This window comes from Methylobacterium sp. D48H, from assembly GCF_053345715.1.
Genome location: NZ_JBKFAP010000006.1, coordinates 241,065 through 258,736, shown reverse-complemented (window position 1 = coordinate 258,736; position 17,672 = coordinate 241,065). Strand labels below are relative to the sequence as shown.

Sequence of the window (17,672 nt, the reverse complement as noted above, 5' to 3'; positions counted from 1 at the left end):
GGGCGAGGTGGGGATGGGCGGCGAGGTAGGCGGCGGAGTCGAAGTCGGGGCGCGGGTCGCGGCCCGCGCGCCAGCCGTGGACGAGGTAGTCGCGCACCGGGTCGGCCGCGATCCCGTACCAGCTCGCGTAGAACGCCGTGTCAAAGTGCGGAGCCAGGGCGGCGATCAGGCGCGCCTCGAGATCCGCGCCGGTCGCCGCGCCCGCCCAGCGTCGGTGCAGCGCCGCCGGCGTGGCCAGCGGGTCGCGCAGCCGGCCGAGGCGGCGTCGCATCCGCGTCAGGGCCGAGATCCGGCCGGTCCCGTCGGAGTCGCGGCGCATCTCAGGACTCTGCGGAGGGGCGTTCGCCGCGGGCCGTCACGGGGCGCGGGATCCATCGGCCGCCCGCCGGGCGGGCGCCGTCGAGGCGCGGGGCTCTGATCGGGTCATGGGCGGCAGCTGGCGGGCAGCGTCGGAGGCGCGAGGCGGCGCGGGAGCGATCGTCCTGTCGGACACAAGTCGCACTAGCGGAACCGGCCGAATCCGTAAACCGCGGGGCGCCGCCGGCATCCGCGCCGCGGGCCATGCCGCGGGTCATGCCGCGGGTCATGCCGCGGACCGGCGGAGGGCCTTGCTGCCGACCGTATTTCGATATATCTGAAAATTCGTCATATCGAAATCGAGTCGTCTCCATGCATCCCTATGTCTCGGACGGCCTGCACGCCGATCCCTTCGACGCCTTCCGCGTCCGCGCCCATCGCGGGCCGATGGGCGGCGACCCCCGCGGACGGCACGGGCCCCACGGCCACCCGGGTCGCGGTCCCGGCGACCGCCGGATGTTCGGCCGCGGCGGCCGCGGCGACCTCGCGCGCTTCTTCGCCCACGGCGACCTGCGCCTCGTCATCCTCCACCTGATCGCCGAGAAGCCGCGCCACGGCTACGAGATCATCAAGGCGATCGAGGAGCGGGTCGGCGGCGCCTACAGCCCGAGCCCCGGGACCGTCTACCCGACGCTGACCCTCCTGGAGGAACTCGGCCACGTCACGGTGACCCCCGGGGAGGGCACCAAGCGGCTGCACGCGATCACGCCCGAGGGGCAGGCCTTCCTGGACGGCAACCGCCCGACCCTCGAGGCGATCCTCGCCCGGATGGCCGAGGCCGAGGCCGCCCGGGGCGACGGTCCCCCGCCCTCGGTCGTGCGCGCCAAGGAGGGGCTGAAGCTCGCCCTGCAGATGCGGCTCGCCCGCGGTCCGCTCAGCGCCGAGCAGGCCGCCGCCATCACGGCGGCCCTGGAGGCGGCGACCGCCGCGGTGGAGCGGGCGTGACGGGCCGTCCCGCGCCCGTCACCGGACCCGTCACCGGACCCGTCACCGGACCCGTCACCGGGACGCGGCTCGGCAGCCTCGTCCTCGGGATCACCCTGTTCCGGCCGCGGCCGGACCAGGTGGCGCGCGTCCGGGCCCTGGCCTCGGCCGGCGACGCCGCGGTGATCGCCTTCGACAATGGCGGCCTCCCGGCCGGGACGGCCGACCAGCTCGCCCGGGCCGGCGTGACCCTGCTGTCGGCGGGCACGAATCTCGGCATCGCCGAGGCGCTCAACCGGATCGCGGCGGCCGCCCGCGCCGCGGGGGGCGGGACCCTCCTCCTCCTCGACCAGGACGCCGAGCCGCCCGCGGATCTCGCCGCCGCGCTGCTGGCGGCGCGGGACCGGCTGCGGGAGGCCGGGATCCCGGCGGCGGTGGTGGGCCCGGTGCCCGCGCCGGCACCGGGCCACAAGGCGCCGGCCTACCCGCCCCGTCCCGGCGCGCCGGCACGCGACGGCCTCGCCCCGGTGCAGTTCCTGGCGACCTCGGGCTCGCTCCTCGACCTCGACGCCTTCGCGCGGGTCGGGCCGTTCCGCGGCGACTTCTTCATCGACGGGGTCGAGCTCGAATGGTGCTTCCGTGCCTGGAGCCTCGGCTACGGCTGCTACCGAGCCGACGCCGTCGCGATCCCGCACCGCGTCGGCGGCGGGACGATCCGGGCCTTCGGGATCACGATGCCGCGCCAGCCCCTGTTCCGCATGGCGACCTACCTGCGCAACGCGATCTACGCGTGGCGGCTGCCGCACGTGCCGCCGCGCTGGAAACTCGCCCAGGCCGCCTACCTGCCGCTCCAGGCCGGGCTGTACTGGGCGGATTCGGGCTTCCGGCCCGCCGTGCTGCTCAGGCTCCTCGCGGCCGCGCGCGACGGCGCCCTCGGGCGCCTCGGGCCGCCCCGGGACCTGCCCCGGGACCTGCCGTGACCGACCGCCCTGCCCTCGACGTCGTGATCGTCAACTGGAACGGCGGCGGCCTGCTGCGCGCCTGCCTCGCGAGCCTCGCGGCCGCGCGGGACGCCTCGGCCGTGCAGGTCACCGTGGTGGACAACGCCTCGACGGACGGCTCCACCGAGACCCTGCCCGCCCTGCCCCGCCCGCTCCGGCTGATCCAGAACACCGCGAATCTCGGCTTCGGCCGGGCCTGCGACCAGGGCGCCGCCGCCGGCGACGCCCCCGCGATCCTGTTCCTGAACCCGGACACGCAGGTCGCGCCCGACGCGCTCGGCGTGGCCCTGGCCGCCCTGGCGGCCGACCCGCGGACCGGGATCGTGGGCGCGCGGCTCGTCGACCCGGACGGGCGGACCGCGCGCTCCTGCGCCCGGGCGCCCTCGGCGCTGGGCCTCCTCGGCCGCGCCCTGGCGCTCGACCGCCTCGGCCTCGTGCGGCCGCACTTCCTGCTGGAGTGGGACCACGCGGAGGACCGCGCCGTCGACCAGGTGATGGGCGCCTTCCTGATGATCCGCCGCGACCTGTTCCGGAGCCTCGGCGGGTTCGACCCGCGCTTCTTCGTCTACTGGGAGGATGCCGACCTCTGCGAACGGGCCCGGGCGGCGGGCTTCGCGGTGCGGCACGTGGCCGGGGCGGTCGCCCGCCATGTCGGCCAGGGCACGACCCGGCAGGTGCGGGCGCGGCGGCTGTTCTACTTCCTGCGCAGCCAGATCCTCTACGCCGGCAAGCACCACGGCGCCGCGACGGCCCTCGCCCTGGCGGCGGCGAGCTTCGGCGCGCAGGTGCCCCTGCGGCTCGCCCTGGCCCTCGCCCGCCGCTCCCCCCGGGAGGCCGCGGAGGTCCTGCGGGCGGCGGGCCTCCTGGCCGCGGCGCTGCCGGGGCTCGTGCCGGACCTCCTGCGGGCCGCGCGCGCGCGGCCCGCCGCTTGAGCGGGCCGGCGATGCCGCGCCCTGTCCGCGCGCCCGCCGCGCAGGGGCCGGCCGCCCGCGCGACCCGGACGGGGCCGTGAGCCTGCCGATCACCGGGGGCGGCCGGTTCTGGGCCCTTGCCTTCCTGGGCCTCGGCTTCCCGGCCTGCCTCGCGCTGGCCTGGATCGGTCTCACCGGCGAGTCCCCGTCCGCCCTCGCCGTCTGCGGCCGGCTCGCCGGCATCGCGGCGTTCCTGGGCCTGGGGCTCGCCGCCCTGGCCCTGGCGACCCGGGGCCGGGCCGCGCTGTTCGCGCTGCTGTGCTTCCCGGCCTCGCTCGCGGCCGCCCCGGGACCGGACGGGCCCGTCCTGGCGCTGGCGGCGCTCGCGGCCGCGCTGCTCAGCCCCCGGCCGATGACGGGCCGGCACGGATCGGCGCGCCGCGCCGGCGCGGCGCTGGCGATCGCCCTGGTGGTGCTGGCGCGGCCGGCCTGCGCGCCCCTCGTGGGGATGCTGCTGGTGCCGTTCCCGCCCCCGGGGCGACGCGTCCGCGCCTGGCGGGAGCGGCTGCCGCTCGCCGCGCTCGCCCTGCTGCCGGCGCTCCTGCCGGCGCTCCTGCCGGCCGCGAGCCCCGGGCTTCCGCCCCCCGGCGCGGCGGGGGGCGGATTGGTGTCCCTGCCCGTCCCGCTGCCCGGGTTCCTCACCGGGGTCTGGGCCGCCGCGCTGCTGGTGCCGCCCGTCGCGCTGCGGCGCGGCCCCCTGCCCCCGCGCGCGGAGCGGCTGTGGCTCTCGGGCTGCGCGCTCCTCGGCCTCTGGCTGGCGGTGCTGCCGCAGGCCCTCGCCTCGGCGGGCGGCCTCGGCGGGTTGCAGGCCCGGGACCTGCTGCCGCTGGCGCCGATGCTGATCCTGGCCTTCGCCCGGGGGCGGATCGGCACCGCGGCGGCCCTGCGCTGGCCGGCCCTGCTCCCGGTGCTGGCCGCCGCCCTCGACGCGGCGGTGCTGCCGATGATCGCGCTGCGGGCGTAGCGGGCGCTCAGTCCCGGTCCAGGAACTCCAGGAGCGCCCGGTTGAAGGCCTCGGGCCGGGTGACGCTGTGGGCGTGGCCGCCCTCCGGGGCGAGGGCGAGCCGGGCCTTGGGCAGCGCCGCCGCCAGCCGCTCGGACCGGGTGTAGGGCACCAGCACGTCGTCCCGGGCGGCCATGACCAGGGTCTCGTGGCCGATCGCCCCGAGATGGTCCGCGATGGTGAAGCGCTCCAGGGCGGCGATGCGGGTCAGCACGGTCTCGGCGCCGGGGAAATGCGCCAGGGCCTGCGCCGCGTCGGCTTCGACCCGCTCGGCCTGCGCGGAGAGCCAGGGGGCCGGGTACAGGAAGATCGCCTGGGCCCGCACGTAGGCCTCCGGCCCGCCCCCGGCCAGGATCGCCCGGCGGGCCGCGAAGCAGCGGCGCGTGGCCGGGTCCATCGCGTCCCAGCCGTTGATCACGACGAGGCGCCCGACCCGCCCGGGGGCGTCCAGCGCCATCTGGAGGGCGATCAGGCCGCCGAGCGCGTGGCCGACCACGTCGGCCCGGTCGATCCCGGCCGCGTCCAGCACCCCGAGCGCGTCCCGCGCCATGGCGGGGACGTCGTGGTCCGGCGCGAGCCGGCCGGGCGAGCGCCCGGTGCCGCGGTGGTCGTAGGTGACGACCCGGAACCGCGCGGTCAGGGCCGCCATCTGCGGCGCGAAGTAGCTCGCCGCGCCGCCGAGGCCCGGCGAGAGCAGCACCGGCCGCCCGCCCGCCGGGCCGGCCACCGCGTGGGGGAGCGGGCCCATCAGCGGCCGATATGGGCGATCGCGGCGATCTCCACGCGGGCCTCGGGCTTCACGAGGCCGCACTGGATGCAGTAGCGCGCGGGCTTCTCGCCCGGGAAATACTCGGCGTAGACGGCGTTGATCGCGGCGTAGTCGGCCCAGTCCGCCAGGAAGACGTGGTTGAAGGTGACGTCGTCCATGGTGCCGCCCGCGGCCTCGACCACGCCCCGGACGGTCTCCAGCACGTGGCGGGTCTGGGCCGCCGCGTCGCCGACATGGACCACGTTGGCCTCCGCATCGAGTGGCAGCGTGCCCGAGACGTACAGGATCCCGTCGGCCAGGGTGCCCGGCACGTAGGGGGCCAGCGGCTTGCCGGTCCCCGGCGGTATCACGACCTGCTTGGGCATTCCCCTGCGCCTCCCGCGCGCGACCTGTCGGCCGGGCCGGGCAGGCCGCGCGGGAGGCCGCGTCGCGGCGGTCTTCGCGCACCCTGCCGGTCACCGGCCGGGCGCGCGATGCACTTATCCGGCCAGATCGCCGCCGGATGTACCGCCATATGTATCGATCCCGGCGTGTGAGGACGCCCCGAGGGCGGCCTCGAAGGCGGCGACGTCCGAGACCCAGCCGAAGAAGGTCTCGATGTTGGCGAGCGCCGCGTGCTGCAGGCTCTCCGGCCCCGCCTGGTGCGTGGCGTCGGCCAGCACGATCCCGAAATACTCCCGGTGGAACCCGTCCCGCAGCGTCGACTCGACGCAGACGTTGGTGGCGATGCCGGTGAAGACCAGCGTGGTCACGCCCCGGGACCGCAGGGTGCTGTCGAGGGGCGTGTTGTAGAAGCCGCTGTAGCGCGGCTTGCCCATCACGATGTCGCCGGGCTCCGGCCTCAGGGCGTCCACCAGCGCGTAGTCCCAGGATCCCTTGGCGAGCAGCTGCGCGTTCGCTTCAGGATTCCGCCGCATCGTCTTGAGGGCGTTGGATTTGTGCCAGTTCGGCGAGCCCGGGCCACCGGCCTCGACATAGGCCGGGTCCCAGCCGTTCTGGAACCACAGGACCGGGATGCCGGCGGATCGCGCCGCCGCCACAGCCCGGGCGATCCGGGCGATCACCGGGCCGGTGCCCGAGACGTCGAAGCCGGCCCGGTCGAGGTAGCCGCCCGGGCTCGCGTAGGCGTTCTGGACGTCCACCACGATGAGGACCGTGGTCGCGGGATCGAGGGCGATCGGCTCCGGGCGGGCCGGCAGGACGACGCCGCCGTGCCGGCCCTGGGCGTCGCGGAATCCGGCTGGCTGGTCCATCGGGCGCTCCATCAGGCGACCTCGGGCAGTGCCGCCGCCGTCACGTGCCGGCGCGACCGCATCAGGGGCTGGATCCGGGTCCCGAAATCGTCGAGGCCCTTGAGGAAATCGTCGAAGACGAGCAGCACGCCCTCGACGCCGTCGATGGTCATGACGGCGTCGAGCATCGCGGCCACGCTGGCGTAGCTGCCCACCAGGGTGCCCATGTTGAGGTTCACCGCCGAGGTCGGGTCGGCGAGCTGGCGCACGTTGGTGTCGCTGCCGGACTTGGTGTCGGCCGCGCCCTGGACGCCGAGCCACGCGATCGCCTCGGCATCCGCGCCCGCCTTGTAGTGCGCCCAGGTCGCCATCGCGGCGTCGTCGGTCTCGTCGGCGATGATCATGAACAGGGCGAAGGCGGTCACCCGCCGCCCGGTCCGCGCGCTGGCCTCGGCGAGCGTCTCCACCACGGGCGCGAAGGCGGTCGGCGTGTTGAGCCCCTTGCCCAGACAGAAATTGTAGTCGGCGTACTGGGCCGTGAAGGCCAGTCCGGCGCCGCTCTGACCGGCGCAGATGATCTTCACCGGCGCCTGCGGCCGGGGGCTCAGCCGGCAATCGTTCATCTGGAAATACGTGCCCTTGCGGTCGCTGGCGCCCGTCTCCCACAGGTCGCGCAGGATCTGGGCGTACTCGGCCAGGTAGTCGTAGCGCCTGGCAAAATACTCATCCCCGGGCCACAGGCCCATCTGGTCGTATTCCGGCTTCTGCCAGCCGGTGACGAGGTTCAGGCCGAAGCGCCCGTCGGAGATCGAGTCGATGGTCGCGGCCATGCGGGCCACGATGGCGGGCGGCAGGCACAGGGTCGCCGCGGTGGCGAACAGCCGGATCCGGGTGGTGACGGCGGCGAGCCCCGCCATCAGGGTGAAGGATTCGAGGTTGTGGTCCCAGAACTCGGTCTTGCCGCCGAAGCCGCGGAGCTTGATCATCGACAGGGCGAAGTCGAGCCCGTAGCCCTCCGCCTTCAGGGTGATCGCCTTGTTGAGCGCGAAGCTCGGGCGGTACTGCGGGGCGTTCTCCGACAGCAGCCAGCCGTTGTTGCCGATGGGGATGAACACCCCGACACTCATCGCCGGTGCCGGACGGGCATCGGCGCTGTCGTCCGCGTGGCTCTGCATCGTCGTCCCGCGCTCCGCCCGGTCGGTTCCCCGCCGGAACCGAGTCGACAAGCGGAGGCTCGCAAAACCGCCGCGGAGGGTCAAACCCGCGGCGCCCGTCGGGCGCGAAAATGCCTATCTTTCCAGCGACTTGCACAACCAGGGCGCGATGCCTGCCCAACCCATGCGCGCTTCCCGTCCGGCCGCGCCTTCCCGCCGGTCCGCGCTTCCGCGCGGCGCGATGATCGGTCACGATGCGGTGACGGTGCGGCGATCACTGTCGGCAGGGTCACAAACATTGTCGTGGGCGTGGCGAAGACCATCTTCCCGTGACGATGACGGATCTCGGTCCGACCCTGCCGGACCTTGCCGGACCTTGCCGGACCTTGCCGGACCTTGCCGGACCTTGCCGGACCTTGCCGGAGTGACAGCGATGCGCGCGTGGCCCGCCCTGCTCCTCGTCCTCGGCCTCGCGGGGCCGGTGGCGGCCGACGAGGCGGGGCGCGCGGCGGCCCGGGCGGTCATCGCCAAGCAGGAGCAGGCGCTCGGCCGCGACGACGCGCAGACCGCCTACGAGCAGGCCGCGCCCGGGATCCGGGAGCTGTTCCCGAATGCCGACCTGTTCATCGGCATGGTCCGGAACCAGTACCGTCCGGTCTACCGCCACCGCAGCTTCGTGTTCGGCGAGGCGCGGGACACGGACGCGGCGGGCGTGGTCCAGTCGGTGGCGATCCAGGACGAGTACGGCGACGACTGGACGGCCGAGTACAGCCTCGCCCGCGACGCGGACGGGCAGTGGCGCATCACCGGCTGCCGCCTCATCAAGGCGCCCGGCACGCGCGCCTGAGGACGCGCGCAGGAGAGCGCGCCCCCGAGGGGCGCCCGCCGCCGGCACGGCGGGCGCGGAGGCCGAGCTCAGGGCCGGAACGTCCCGAGCTTCTCGAGCATCTGCAGGGTGACGTCGGCGCAGGCCTTGGTCGTGTCGTCGTCGGCGCACTTCACGTCGACCCGCGCGTCGCCGCGCTCCAGCACGATGTGGGCGGCCCGCGACGGCGGAGGTGGGGGCGGAGGCGGAGGCGGCGGGGGGCCGTCCGGGCCGGGACCGCGGTGCGGGTCGCCGGGGGGCGGGGGTGGCGCGCCGGCCTCGGGGCCGGGCCTCGGGCCGCCGGGCGGCGGCGGGGCCTGCGCGAAGGCGACGGTGCCGGACAGCAGTGCCGCGACGCCCGCGAGGGCGATGATTCGGGTCATGTCGGCTCTCTCCGAGACGGGATCCGCCCCGGCGGCTCGGGGGCCGCGGGGCGGTCCGGCTCTAGGACGCGGCCGGGCAACCGGCCCTGAACCGGCCCGTTCAGCCCCGGTTAAACCGCCGGCCCGGTCCCGTGCGCGCCCGGCAGCCAGAGCGGCGGCGCTCGGCTTTCGACAGGTCCGCCGGCATCGTGTAGAGGGGGCGCCTTCCCTCGGAGGACCCCGTGCTCCACGTCTCGACTCGCGGCGCGGCCGCGCCGCTCTCGTTCTCGGACGCGCTCCTGGCGGGCCTCGCCCGCGACGGCGGGCTCTACGTGCCGCAGACCTGGCCGCAGATCGGCCGTTCGGAGATCGCCGCCCTGGCGGGCCGGCCCTACGCGGAGGCCGCCAAAAGGGTGCTGCGCCCGCTGATCGACGGCGACGTCGCCGGGCCGGACCTCGACCGGATGATCGACGCGGCCTACGCGACGTTCCGCCACCCGGCGGTCTGCCCGCTGACCCAGCTCGACGACAACCTGTTCCTGCTGGAGCTCTTCCACGGGCCGACGCTCGCCTTCAAGGACGTGGCGATGCAGCTGCTCGGGCGGCTGATGGACCACGTCCTGGCCGAGCGCGGCGCCCGCGCCACCATCGTGGGCGCGACCTCGGGCGACACGGGCTCGGCCGCCGTGGAGGCCTTCGGCGGCCTCGACCGGGTCGACGTGTTCATCCTCTACCCGCACGGGCGGGTCTCGGAGGTGCAGCGGCGGCAGATGACCTCGGTGCCGGCGCAGAACGTCCACGCGCTGGCCGTCGACGGCACGTTCGACGATTGCCAGAACCTCGTCAAAGCCCTGTTCCAGCACGCCGATTTCGCCGACGCGGTGCGGCTGTCCGGCGTCAACTCGATCAACTGGGCCCGGGTCGCGGCGCAGGCGGTCTACTACTTCACCAGCGCCGTGGCGCTGGGCTCCCCCCACCGCCCGGTCTCCTTCGCGGTGCCGACCGGCAATTTCGGCGACGTGCTCGCCGGCTGGGTCGCCAAGCAGATGGGTCTGCCGGTCGAGCGGCTGATGATCGGCACCAACGCCAACGACATCCTGGTGCGGACCCTGGAGCACGGCGCCTACGAGCTGCGCGGTGTGGTCCCCACCACCTCGCCCTCCATGGACATCCAGATCTCGTCGAACTTCGAGCGGCTGCTGTTCGAGGCGCTGGGGCGCGACGCCGCGTCCCTGTCGCGGCTGATGGCCGGTCTGAAGCAGTCCGGCGGGTTCTCGCTGAACCCCGAGGTGCTGGCGACGGTGCGGGCGGAGTTCGACGCCGTGGCGGTGCCGGAGCCCGACGTCATGGCGGAGATCGCCCTGACCCAGGCCGCCACCGGCGTGGTGCTCGATCCCCACAGCGCCATCGGCGTCCGGGCCGGGCGGCGGCTCCTGGAGCGGGACCCGGCGACCCCCGTGGTGGCGCTCGCCACCGCGCATCCCGCGAAGTTCCCGGACGCGGTCGCCCGGGCGACCGGCGGCCTGCGCCCCGCCCTGCCCCCGCACCTCGCCGACCTGATGGACCGGCCCGAGCGCCTGACCCGGGTCGCCAACGACCAGGCCGCCCTGGAGGCGCTCATCCGCGAGCGCGCCCGCATCACGAGGGGTGCGTGAGCCCGGCGCGCGTCACGCGACGCGCCCCCTCTCCCGTGCGGGAGCGGGGACCCGCGCCGCATCCGGCCCCCTCCGCGACGAGCCGTCGATGAACCAGCATTTCTCCACCCACGCCGCCTCGCCGTCCCTGCGCACCACGCGGCTTCCGAACGGCGTCACGGTGGTGACCGAGCCGATGCCCGGGGTCGCCACCGCGAGCCTCGGCGTCTGGGTCGGCGCCGGCTCGCGCAACGAGCGCGCCGACGAGGCGGGCCTGTCCCACCTCATCGAGCACATGGCCTTCAAGGGCACCCGCACCCGGTCGGCGCAGAAGATCGCGGAAGAGATCGAGAATGTCGGCGGCGAGATCAACGCCGCCACCTCCACGGAGGGCACCAGCTACACCGCCCGGGTGCTCGGCGAGGATGCCGGCCTCGCCCTCGACGTGATCGGCGACATCCTCACCGACTCGGTGTTCGACGCGGGCGAGCTCGCCCGGGAGAAAGGCGTCATCCTGCAGGAATACGCCGCCGTCGAGGACACGCCGGACGACGTGGTCTACGACGCCTTCACGGAGGCGGCCTTCCCGGACCAGCCGGTCGGCCGGCCGATCCTCGGGCGGCCCGAGACGATCCGGAGCTTCGACGAGGCCGGGATCCGCGCCTATCTCGACCGGGAATACACGCCGGACCGCATCGTCGTGGCCGGCGCCGGGGCCGTGACCCACGAGGCGATCGTGGCGGCGGCCGAGCGCCATTTCGGCGCTCTGCCGGCCAAGACCGCCCCCGCCTCGGTGCCGGGAATCTACGGCGGCGGCGAGCGGCGGATGCCGCGCAAGCTCGAGCAGGCCAACGTGGTGATCGGCCTGCCGGGCCTCTCCTTCCGGGACGACCGCTACTACGCGCTCCACATGTTCGCGCAGGTGCTGGGCGGCGGCCTGACCTCGCGGCTCTGGCAGGAGGTGCGCGAGACCCGCGGCCTCGCCTACGAGATCCAGGCCTTCCACTGGCCCTTCTCCGATTGCGGCCTGTTCGGAATCGGCGCCGGCACCGCCGGGGCGGACCTGCCCGAACTCGTCGACGTGACCCTGGCGGCCACCGCCCGGGCGGCCCGCGACCTCGACGCCACCGAGATCGCCCGCGCCAAGGCGCAGCTGAAGGTCTCGCTGCTCTCGGCCCTGGAGACGCCGGGCGGGCGCATCGAGCGCAACGCCCGCCAGATCCTGGCCTGGGGCCGGGTGATTCCCGCCGGGGAGGTGATCGACAAGGTCGACGCCGTCACGGTCGAGGACGTCCGCGCCGCGGCGGCCGCGATGCTGCGGGGCACGCCGACGCTGGCGGCGATCGGCCCGATCCGCAAGCTGCCCGCCCTCGACAGGATCGCGGGCGCGCTCCGGGGAGCGTAGGGCAGATTCGGTCGGTCGCCGCGCCACCGTCTTTGCGAGCGGAGACCCCCCGCAACGGCCGGCCCCCGCCCCGCCCAACTTGATTTGGCCGCAAAGGGGCGCGATCCGCGGGCGGTGGACCGGCCCCGGGGCGACCTTGCCCCAGGTCAGGTCCGCGCCTATCGATCGAGGCCGCCCGGGCGGCCGATGCCGAAGCTCGCACGGCCGGAAGTCAAGACACCCTTGCGCATCCTCGCCCTCCTCCTGACCCTGGTCGGCGGTCTCGTCGGTGCCCTCGCGCTCACGCTCGCCGCGAGCGCGCCCGCCCAGGCCGTGGAGGCGGTCCGCGTCACCCTCGACGCGCCGGTGATCGACCTGACCACCGCGATCGAGCGCTACCGCTCCGACGGCGACCTGATCCAGATCTCCACGGCGCCCGGCAAGGACGGCATCGTCCGGCGCATCGTCGTGAAGGCGCGCGACGCCGGCGCCCGGCCCGACTGGATCGTGTTCGCGCTCACCAACGACACCGACGAGCAGATCGACCGCATCCTGGTCGCCCCGCATTTCCGGCTGGTCGATTCCGGGGTGATCTGGCCCGATCTCGGCGGCTCGCGCATCGCCGCCATCACGGCGAGCCAGGGCATCCGGCCCGAGCGGGACGAGAACCCGGAGGCCGACCAGTTCACCATCACGCTCGATCCCGGCGCCACCGTCACTTACGTGGCCGAGCTGCGCGGCTCCAACGTCCCCCAGCTGCGCCTCTGGGACCAGGACGCCTACCGCCGCAAGACTGCCGGCCTGACCCTCTACAAGGGCATCATCATCGGGATCAGCGGCCTGCTGGCCCTTTTCCTGACCATCGTGTTCGTGGTCAAGGGCGCGATCATCTTCCCGGCCGCCGCCGCGCTCGCGTGGTCGGTGCTGGCCTATGCCTGCATCGATTTCGGCTTCCTGCAGCGGGTGTTCCCGGTCACCGAGCTCGCCGAGCGGGTCTACCGGGCCTCCGCGGAGGCGGTGCTCGGGGCGACGCTGCTGGTCTTCCTGTTCGCCTATCTCAACCTCGCCCGCTGGCACGTGCGCTACAGCCACGTGGCGTTCTTCTGGCTCGCCTTCCTGGCGGGCCTCGTCGGGCTCGCGGTGTTCGACCCGCCGGTGGCGGCGGGTGTGGCGCGGATCTCGATCGCCGCGGTGGCCGGGATCGGCCTGCTGCTGATCGTCTACCTCGCAGCCCATAACGGCTATGACCGGGCGATCCTGCTGGTGCCGACCTGGCTCCTGCTCGTCGTCTGGGTGACGGCGGCGGGCTTCGCGGTCACCGGCCAGATCGGCAGCGACCTCGTGCAGCCGGCCCTGATCGGCGGCCTCGTGCTGATCGTGATGCTGATCGGCTTCACGGTGCTCCAGCACGCCTTCGCGGGGGGCGGCCTCAGCCACACCCTGGTCTCCGACACGGAGCGGCGGGCGCTGGCGCTGACCGGCGCCGGCGACGTGGTGTTCGACTGGGACGTGCCCGCCGACCGGGTCTTCGTCGGCCCGGAGATCGAGGGCCAGCTCGGCCTCGCCCGCGGCACCCTGGAGGGGCCGGCCACCAACTGGCTGGGCGCGCTCCACCCCTTCGACGTGGAGCGCTACTCGGCGGCCCTCGACACGGTGATCGAGGAGCGGCGCGGCCGCATCGTCCACGATTTCCGCCTGCGCTCGGAGGCCGGCACGTTCTTCTGGTACCGGCTGAAGGCGCGGCCGGTGATCGGCGCCGACGGCGAGGTGATCCGGGTGGTCGGCACCATCGCGGACGTCACCGAGATCAAGACCGCCGAGGAGCGCCTGCTCCACGACGCCGTGCACGACAGCCTCACCGGCCTGCCGAACCGCGAATTGTTCGGCGACCGCCTCGACGCGGCTCTGGCCTTCGCCGGCCAGGACCAGCGCCTCAAGCCCACCGTGATCGTCCTCGACGTCGACCGGTTCAAGGGCATCAACGACGCGATCGGCCTGTCGGCGGGCGACTCGATCCTGCTGACCCTGTCGCGCCGCCTCGGCCGCCTGCTGCGCCCGCAGGACACGCTGGCCCGGGTCGCCGGCGACGAGTTCGCGGTGATCCTCCTCTCCGAGCGCGACCCGGACCGGATCCTGGCCTTCGCCGAGATGATCCGCCGGGCGATCGCCACGCCGATCACCTACGCCGACCGCGAGATCTTCCTGACCGTCTCGATCGGCCTCGCCCTCTACGAGGCCGGCGCCAACCTGAAGCGCGACGAGGTGTTCAAGAGCGCCGAGATCGCCATGATCCAGGCCAAGCGCAACGGCGGCGACCGGATCGAGGTGTTCCGCGCCCACATGCGCACCGACCGCTCGGACCGGCTGATGCTGGAGAGCGACCTGCGCAAGGCGATCGAGCGCAACGAGATGCGGGTGCTGTTCCTGCCGGTGGTGCGGCTCGAGGACCGCACCGTGGCGGGGTTCGAGACCGTGCTGCGCTGGGACCACCCGAAGCTCGGGCGCATCCCCGCCTCGACCTTTCTGCCGCTCGCCGAGGAGAGCGGCTTCGTGGTCAATCTCGGCATCTTCGCCCTGGAGCGCACGGCTCTCGAACTCGCGGCGTGGCAGCGCTCCCTGGAGGTCGAGCCGCCGATCTTCGCGGCCTGCAACCTGTCCTCGCGCCAGCTCCTGCGCCACGACCTCCTGCACGACGTGAAGACCGTGCTGGCCCGCTCCGGGGCCCTGCCCGGCTCGCTCAAGCTGGAGTTCAGCGAGAGCCTCGTGATGGAGAACCCGGAATACGCCGCCCAGATGCTGGCGCGGATCCACGACCTCGGCGCCGGCCTGTGCCTATCGGATTTCGGCACCGGCTACTCGGCCCTCTCCTATCTCCAGCGCTTCCCGTTCGACACGATCAAGGTCGACGCGACCTTCGTGCGCCAGATCGGCACCGGGCAGACCGCGATCCTGCGCTCCATCGTGCGCATGGCGAGCGAGCTGAACCTCGCCATCGTGGCGGAGGGCTGCGAGTCCGAGGCCGACGCCCAGGCGCTCGCCGGTCTCGGCTGCGAGTACGCCCTCGGCCCGGCCTTCGGCGAGCCGATGACCATGCTGCAGGCCCGCCAGATCGTCGGGGCCGCCCCGGAAGCGGCCTGAGGGCTGCTCCCGGGACCCGATCCGGCGAAAGTCGCGGATCGGTTTAAGTTCGCCTTAACCATGTCCGATCAAGCTCCTGTTGATAGGCGGGCCCTCCAGCGCCCGCGATGGGGATGGGTCGGATGGCCGAGGCGGCACGGCGTTACCAGCAGGCGGGCGGCTCGGACCTTGTGCGCCGCCTGATGGCCCGGCCGGTCCGGCTGGAGCAGCAGGTCCGGACCCGGATGCCCCTCCGCGACCCGCGCCGCGTCGACGCGTTCGCCGACGCCTATGCCGACGAGGCCGCGGACGACGCGGAGGCGCTGGCCGAGGCCGACACGATCGTCCGCCTCGAGACCGAGTTGCAGGTGATGAAGGCGGTGCTCCGGGCCCAGCGGCAGGAGGTCGAGTCGCTGCGGGCGCAGCGTCAGCTCCTGACCGAATCGGCCCCGACCGACGATGTCCGCGCGACCCGCGAGCGCTGGGCGGCCCTGGTCGACTCGCTCCTGATCCGCGCCCGCTGATCCGTCACCAGGGCATGCGGGGGAGAGCCATGGGGGCGCGCTGCTCGCTCGTCGTCAACGGTCGGTCGGTCCGCGTCTCGACCGGCGACACGCCGCTGGAGGCGGCGCTGGCCGAGGGCATGATCGCGCCGCTGCAGGCGCAGTCCGGCAACCTGCTCGCCGGCCAGGGGATCGCTCAGGGGATCGCTCAGGGGATCGCTCAGGGCAGCGCGGCGCCGTCCGGCCGCCGGCACCCGGCCCGGCGGGCCCGGGCCGAGGCCCTGCGCCCGGCCCTGCCCGGCGCCCCGATCCAGGGCCAGGAGGAGGCGCCGCCGCCGCCGGTCGCCGTCCGCAAGGGCACGGTCACGGAGATCCGCCGACTCAGTCCCGGCATCCTCGAGATCGTCGCGACCCTGACCCGGCGCCCGACCGGCGAGCCCGGCCACCAGGCACTGGTGACCTTCGCGGGTCTGCCGACGCGGACGCTGTCCCCGACCCTGCGGCTCGACGGCACGACCGAGATCAACGACGTGGTGTTCCACGTCGCCCGCGACCCCGAGGGCGATCCCCTCGACGGGCTCCGCCTCGACCAGCCGGTGCGTCTCAAGGGCCCCGTCGGCCGGGGGCAGTACCGCCCCGGGGGCGGCCGGCTCGTGCTGGTGGCGGCCGGCGCCGGCTTCGGCGCGATCTGGGCGATCGCCCGGGCGGCCCGCTACGTCGAGCCCGCCCGCGAGATGGCCCTGGCCGTCGGCGCCCGCGACGCCCTGGACCTCTACATGCGCGAGAGCCTGGACTGGCTGCGCCGCACCGGCGTCGGCCGGATCGTGCTCTGCGCCGATCGCGGCCGCCAGCGGCCGCCGGACGTGCGCTCCGGCCCGCTCAGCGCCCACCTGCCGAGCCTGCGCGCCACCGACGTGGTCCACGTGGCGGGCGACCACTCGACGGTCGGCGCCGTGCAGGTGCTCGCTGCCGCAGTGGGCGCCCGCTGCTACCCGATCGTGATCGACTGACCGGCGTCGCCTCGACGCGGCGGCGCCCGGCTGCTACCGGCGCCGGAGCGGCCGCACGGGGCCGATCCTGAGCCCGATCCGAGCCCCGATGATCCGCGTCCTCTGCCTCGGCTACAGCGTCACGGAGCTGCCGGGCTACGTCGAGCGGGCCAACGCCCTGGCCGAGGCCGAGGGGCGCCTGGTCACCTTCCTCCGCAGCGGCTGGGGCGGCCATTCCCTGCCCTCCATTGCCGCCCTGATCGACGAGATCCTCGACGCGCTCCCCTGCGACCGCGTCCTCCTCGAGCTGTTCACCGGCAACGTCCGCTACTTCGACGGCGCGACGATGCGGGCCTATCTCGACGACATCCTCGCGGCGACCGCCCGGCGGGACCTGCCCGTCGCCTTCCTCAACCTCCACCAGGGCGGCGTCGACTACGCGGCCGAGCCCGTCGCCGGCCTGCTGGCGGAGTATCGCGCCCTCTACGGGATCCCCTATCTCGACATCGCCGCCCCGGTGGCGGCCGCGGGCGCGGGCGACATCACCTACCTGCTGAAGGACGCGACCCACGTCACGCCGGCGGGCGCCGACCTCTACGGCACCCTGGTCTACAGCTTCCTGCGCGCGCCGCCGCCGGGGCGGGCCTATATCGACCGGTTCCGGACCCTGCCGGGCCGGTTCGAGGCCCTGCCGCTGCGCGCCCTCCCCGGCCTGACCTGCGGGTTCGCCCTGCGCCGCAACGGCATCCCGCTGGACTTCCTGGAGATCCCGGAGGGCACGCGCGTCGCCGTTCCCCTGGGGCGCCCCCGCGACGTGATCGGGCTCCTCGTGACCTACGGGCCGCGGGCGGGCACGCTGACGGTCGAGGATCCGGCGACCGGGCGCGCGCGGACCCTCGTCGCCTACGACGCGTTCTCCTACTACACGCGCGCGATGTTCCGCAGCGTGACCCTCCCGGCGGCGCGCGCGCTGACGATCGCGCAGTCGGCGGAGCGCCCGGACATCGCCCTGCGCAAGGGCGCGCCGGATCCGGGCCCGCGGGTCGGGCGCGTGTCGCACGTCGTCTGCCGGCGCAGACTGGGCCTCGCCCCGCGCGCCGCGCGCCAGCTTCACCGGCTGCGGCGCGGCCTGCGCCGCGTCGGATTGCGGCTCGGGCTCGTCCGAGGCGCCTGACCCCGGCCCCGGTCAGGCATAGTCATGCAGGCACGAGCGTTTGAATAACGCACCTTTATGGCATTCGATCTATCGATCTCTGTAATTATCAATTCAGTCTCTGTATCGGTTCGTGTACTCGTGCGCGCGAAGAGTGATGTGATCGATCGTGGCTTCCTGTTCGTGGCGTGTGATAAGCTGTGCCGGTGACGCCGGCGGAGATCGAACGGAATGCGGATCCTGCGCGATGCGAA

The 17,672-nt window shown here is 74.2% G+C and carries 16 protein-coding genes and 1 pseudogene; 11 read left to right on the top strand and 6 right to left on the bottom strand.

Translation table 11 applies throughout. The features are described 5' to 3' along the window. A pseudogene (locus ACLBX8_RS14160) lies at positions 1-319 on the bottom strand (hypothetical protein); the annotation flags it as partial. Between the two features lie 350 nt (positions 320-669). On the opposite strand from ACLBX8_RS14160, the gene ACLBX8_RS14155 reads away from it, so the two are divergent. The 4 genes from ACLBX8_RS14155 to ACLBX8_RS14140 all read left to right on the top strand — a co-directional run bounded on the left by ACLBX8_RS14155 (position 670) and on the right by ACLBX8_RS14140 (position 4,217). Next, entirely contained in the window at positions 670-1,302 is a 633-nt protein-coding gene (locus ACLBX8_RS14155; protein WP_020093357.1) for a PadR family transcriptional regulator, read from the top strand. After that, positions 1,299-2,261: a rhamnosyltransferase gene (locus ACLBX8_RS14150; protein ID WP_447699618.1), complete on the top strand. Its 963-nt coding sequence runs from the start codon at positions 1,299-1,301 to the stop codon at positions 2,259-2,261. The genes ACLBX8_RS14155 and ACLBX8_RS14150 overlap by 4 nt, the downstream gene beginning before the upstream one ends. Next, positions 2,258-3,214, top strand: a complete 957-nt coding sequence (locus ACLBX8_RS14145) for a glycosyltransferase family 2 protein (protein ID WP_447715342.1) — start codon at positions 2,258-2,260, stop codon at positions 3,212-3,214. Before ACLBX8_RS14150 ends, ACLBX8_RS14145 begins: the two co-directional genes overlap by 4 nt. 76 nt (positions 3,215-3,290) lie before the next feature. After that, the gene (locus ACLBX8_RS14140; RefSeq protein WP_447699616.1) at positions 3,291-4,217 is read left to right on the top strand and encodes a hypothetical protein; all 927 of its coding nucleotides are present in this window, start codon (positions 3,291-3,293) and stop codon (positions 4,215-4,217) included. Between the two features lie 7 nt (positions 4,218-4,224). Here ACLBX8_RS14140 and rutD read toward each other — a convergent pair whose 3' ends face one another. From rutD to rutA, 4 genes are all read right to left on the bottom strand, one after another. After that, positions 4,225-5,004, bottom strand: a complete 780-nt coding sequence (gene rutD / locus ACLBX8_RS14135; protein WP_447715341.1) for a pyrimidine utilization protein D — start codon at positions 5,002-5,004, stop codon at positions 4,225-4,227. Further along, a complete protein-coding gene (rutC, locus tag ACLBX8_RS14130; RefSeq protein WP_056523171.1) occupies positions 5,004-5,390 on the bottom strand; it encodes a pyrimidine utilization protein C in 387 nt (128 codons plus the stop codon). Before rutC ends, rutD begins: the two co-directional genes overlap by 1 nt. A gap of 114 nt (positions 5,391-5,504) precedes the next feature. Next, positions 5,505-6,278: a pyrimidine utilization protein B gene (gene rutB / locus ACLBX8_RS14125; protein ID WP_447699614.1), complete on the bottom strand. Its 774-nt coding sequence runs from the start codon at positions 6,276-6,278 to the stop codon at positions 5,505-5,507. 11 nt (positions 6,279-6,289) lie between these two features. Beyond that, on the bottom strand, positions 6,290-7,384 hold the full coding sequence (gene rutA / locus ACLBX8_RS14120; protein ID WP_026604959.1) for a pyrimidine utilization protein A: 1,095 nt from the start codon (positions 7,382-7,384) through the stop codon (positions 6,290-6,292). 460 nt (positions 7,385-7,844) lie between these two features. Between rutA and ACLBX8_RS14115 the strand changes: the two genes are divergently transcribed. Further along, positions 7,845-8,258 carry a DUF4864 domain-containing protein gene (locus ACLBX8_RS14115; protein WP_447715340.1) on the top strand — a complete coding sequence of 138 codons (414 nt, stop codon included), beginning with the start codon at positions 7,845-7,847 and terminating at the stop codon, positions 8,256-8,258. A gap of 68 nt (positions 8,259-8,326) precedes the next feature. On the opposite strand, the gene ACLBX8_RS14110 is transcribed toward ACLBX8_RS14115, so the two are convergent. Continuing rightward, a complete protein-coding gene (locus ACLBX8_RS14110; RefSeq protein ID WP_447715339.1) occupies positions 8,327-8,659 on the bottom strand; it encodes a hypothetical protein in 333 nt (110 codons plus the stop codon). A gap of 221 nt (positions 8,660-8,880) precedes the next feature. On the opposite strand from ACLBX8_RS14110, the gene thrC reads away from it, so the two are divergent. The 6 genes from thrC (at position 8,881) to ACLBX8_RS14080 (ending at position 17,439) form a co-directional block, all read left to right on the top strand. Then, entirely contained in the window at positions 8,881-10,293 is a 1,413-nt protein-coding gene (thrC, locus tag ACLBX8_RS14105; RefSeq protein ID WP_020093347.1) for a threonine synthase, read from the top strand. Positions 10,294-10,381: 88 nt separating this feature from the next. After that, positions 10,382-11,677, top strand: coding sequence for a M16 family metallopeptidase (locus ACLBX8_RS14100; protein WP_447681801.1), 1,296 nt, complete (start codon positions 10,382-10,384; stop codon positions 11,675-11,677). Positions 11,678-11,863: 186 nt separating this feature from the next. Further along, positions 11,864-14,794, top strand: a complete 2,931-nt coding sequence (locus ACLBX8_RS14095) for an EAL domain-containing protein (protein ID WP_447699610.1) — start codon at positions 11,864-11,866, stop codon at positions 14,792-14,794. A gap of 122 nt (positions 14,795-14,916) precedes the next feature. Continuing rightward, positions 14,917-15,297 (top strand): hypothetical protein, encoded by a 381-nt coding sequence (locus tag ACLBX8_RS14090; RefSeq protein ID WP_447699609.1) that lies wholly within the window; start codon positions 14,917-14,919, stop codon positions 15,295-15,297. A gap of 29 nt (positions 15,298-15,326) precedes the next feature. Continuing rightward, entirely contained in the window at positions 15,327-16,286 is a 960-nt protein-coding gene (locus ACLBX8_RS14085; protein WP_447715338.1) for a ferredoxin--NAD(+) reductase, read from the top strand. Positions 16,287-16,374: 88 nt separating this feature from the next. After that, positions 16,375-17,439 carry an SGNH/GDSL hydrolase family protein gene (locus ACLBX8_RS14080; RefSeq protein ID WP_447715337.1) on the top strand — a complete coding sequence of 355 codons (1,065 nt, stop codon included), beginning with the start codon at positions 16,375-16,377 and terminating at the stop codon, positions 17,437-17,439. The last annotated feature ends 233 nt before the right edge of the window (positions 17,440-17,672 follow it).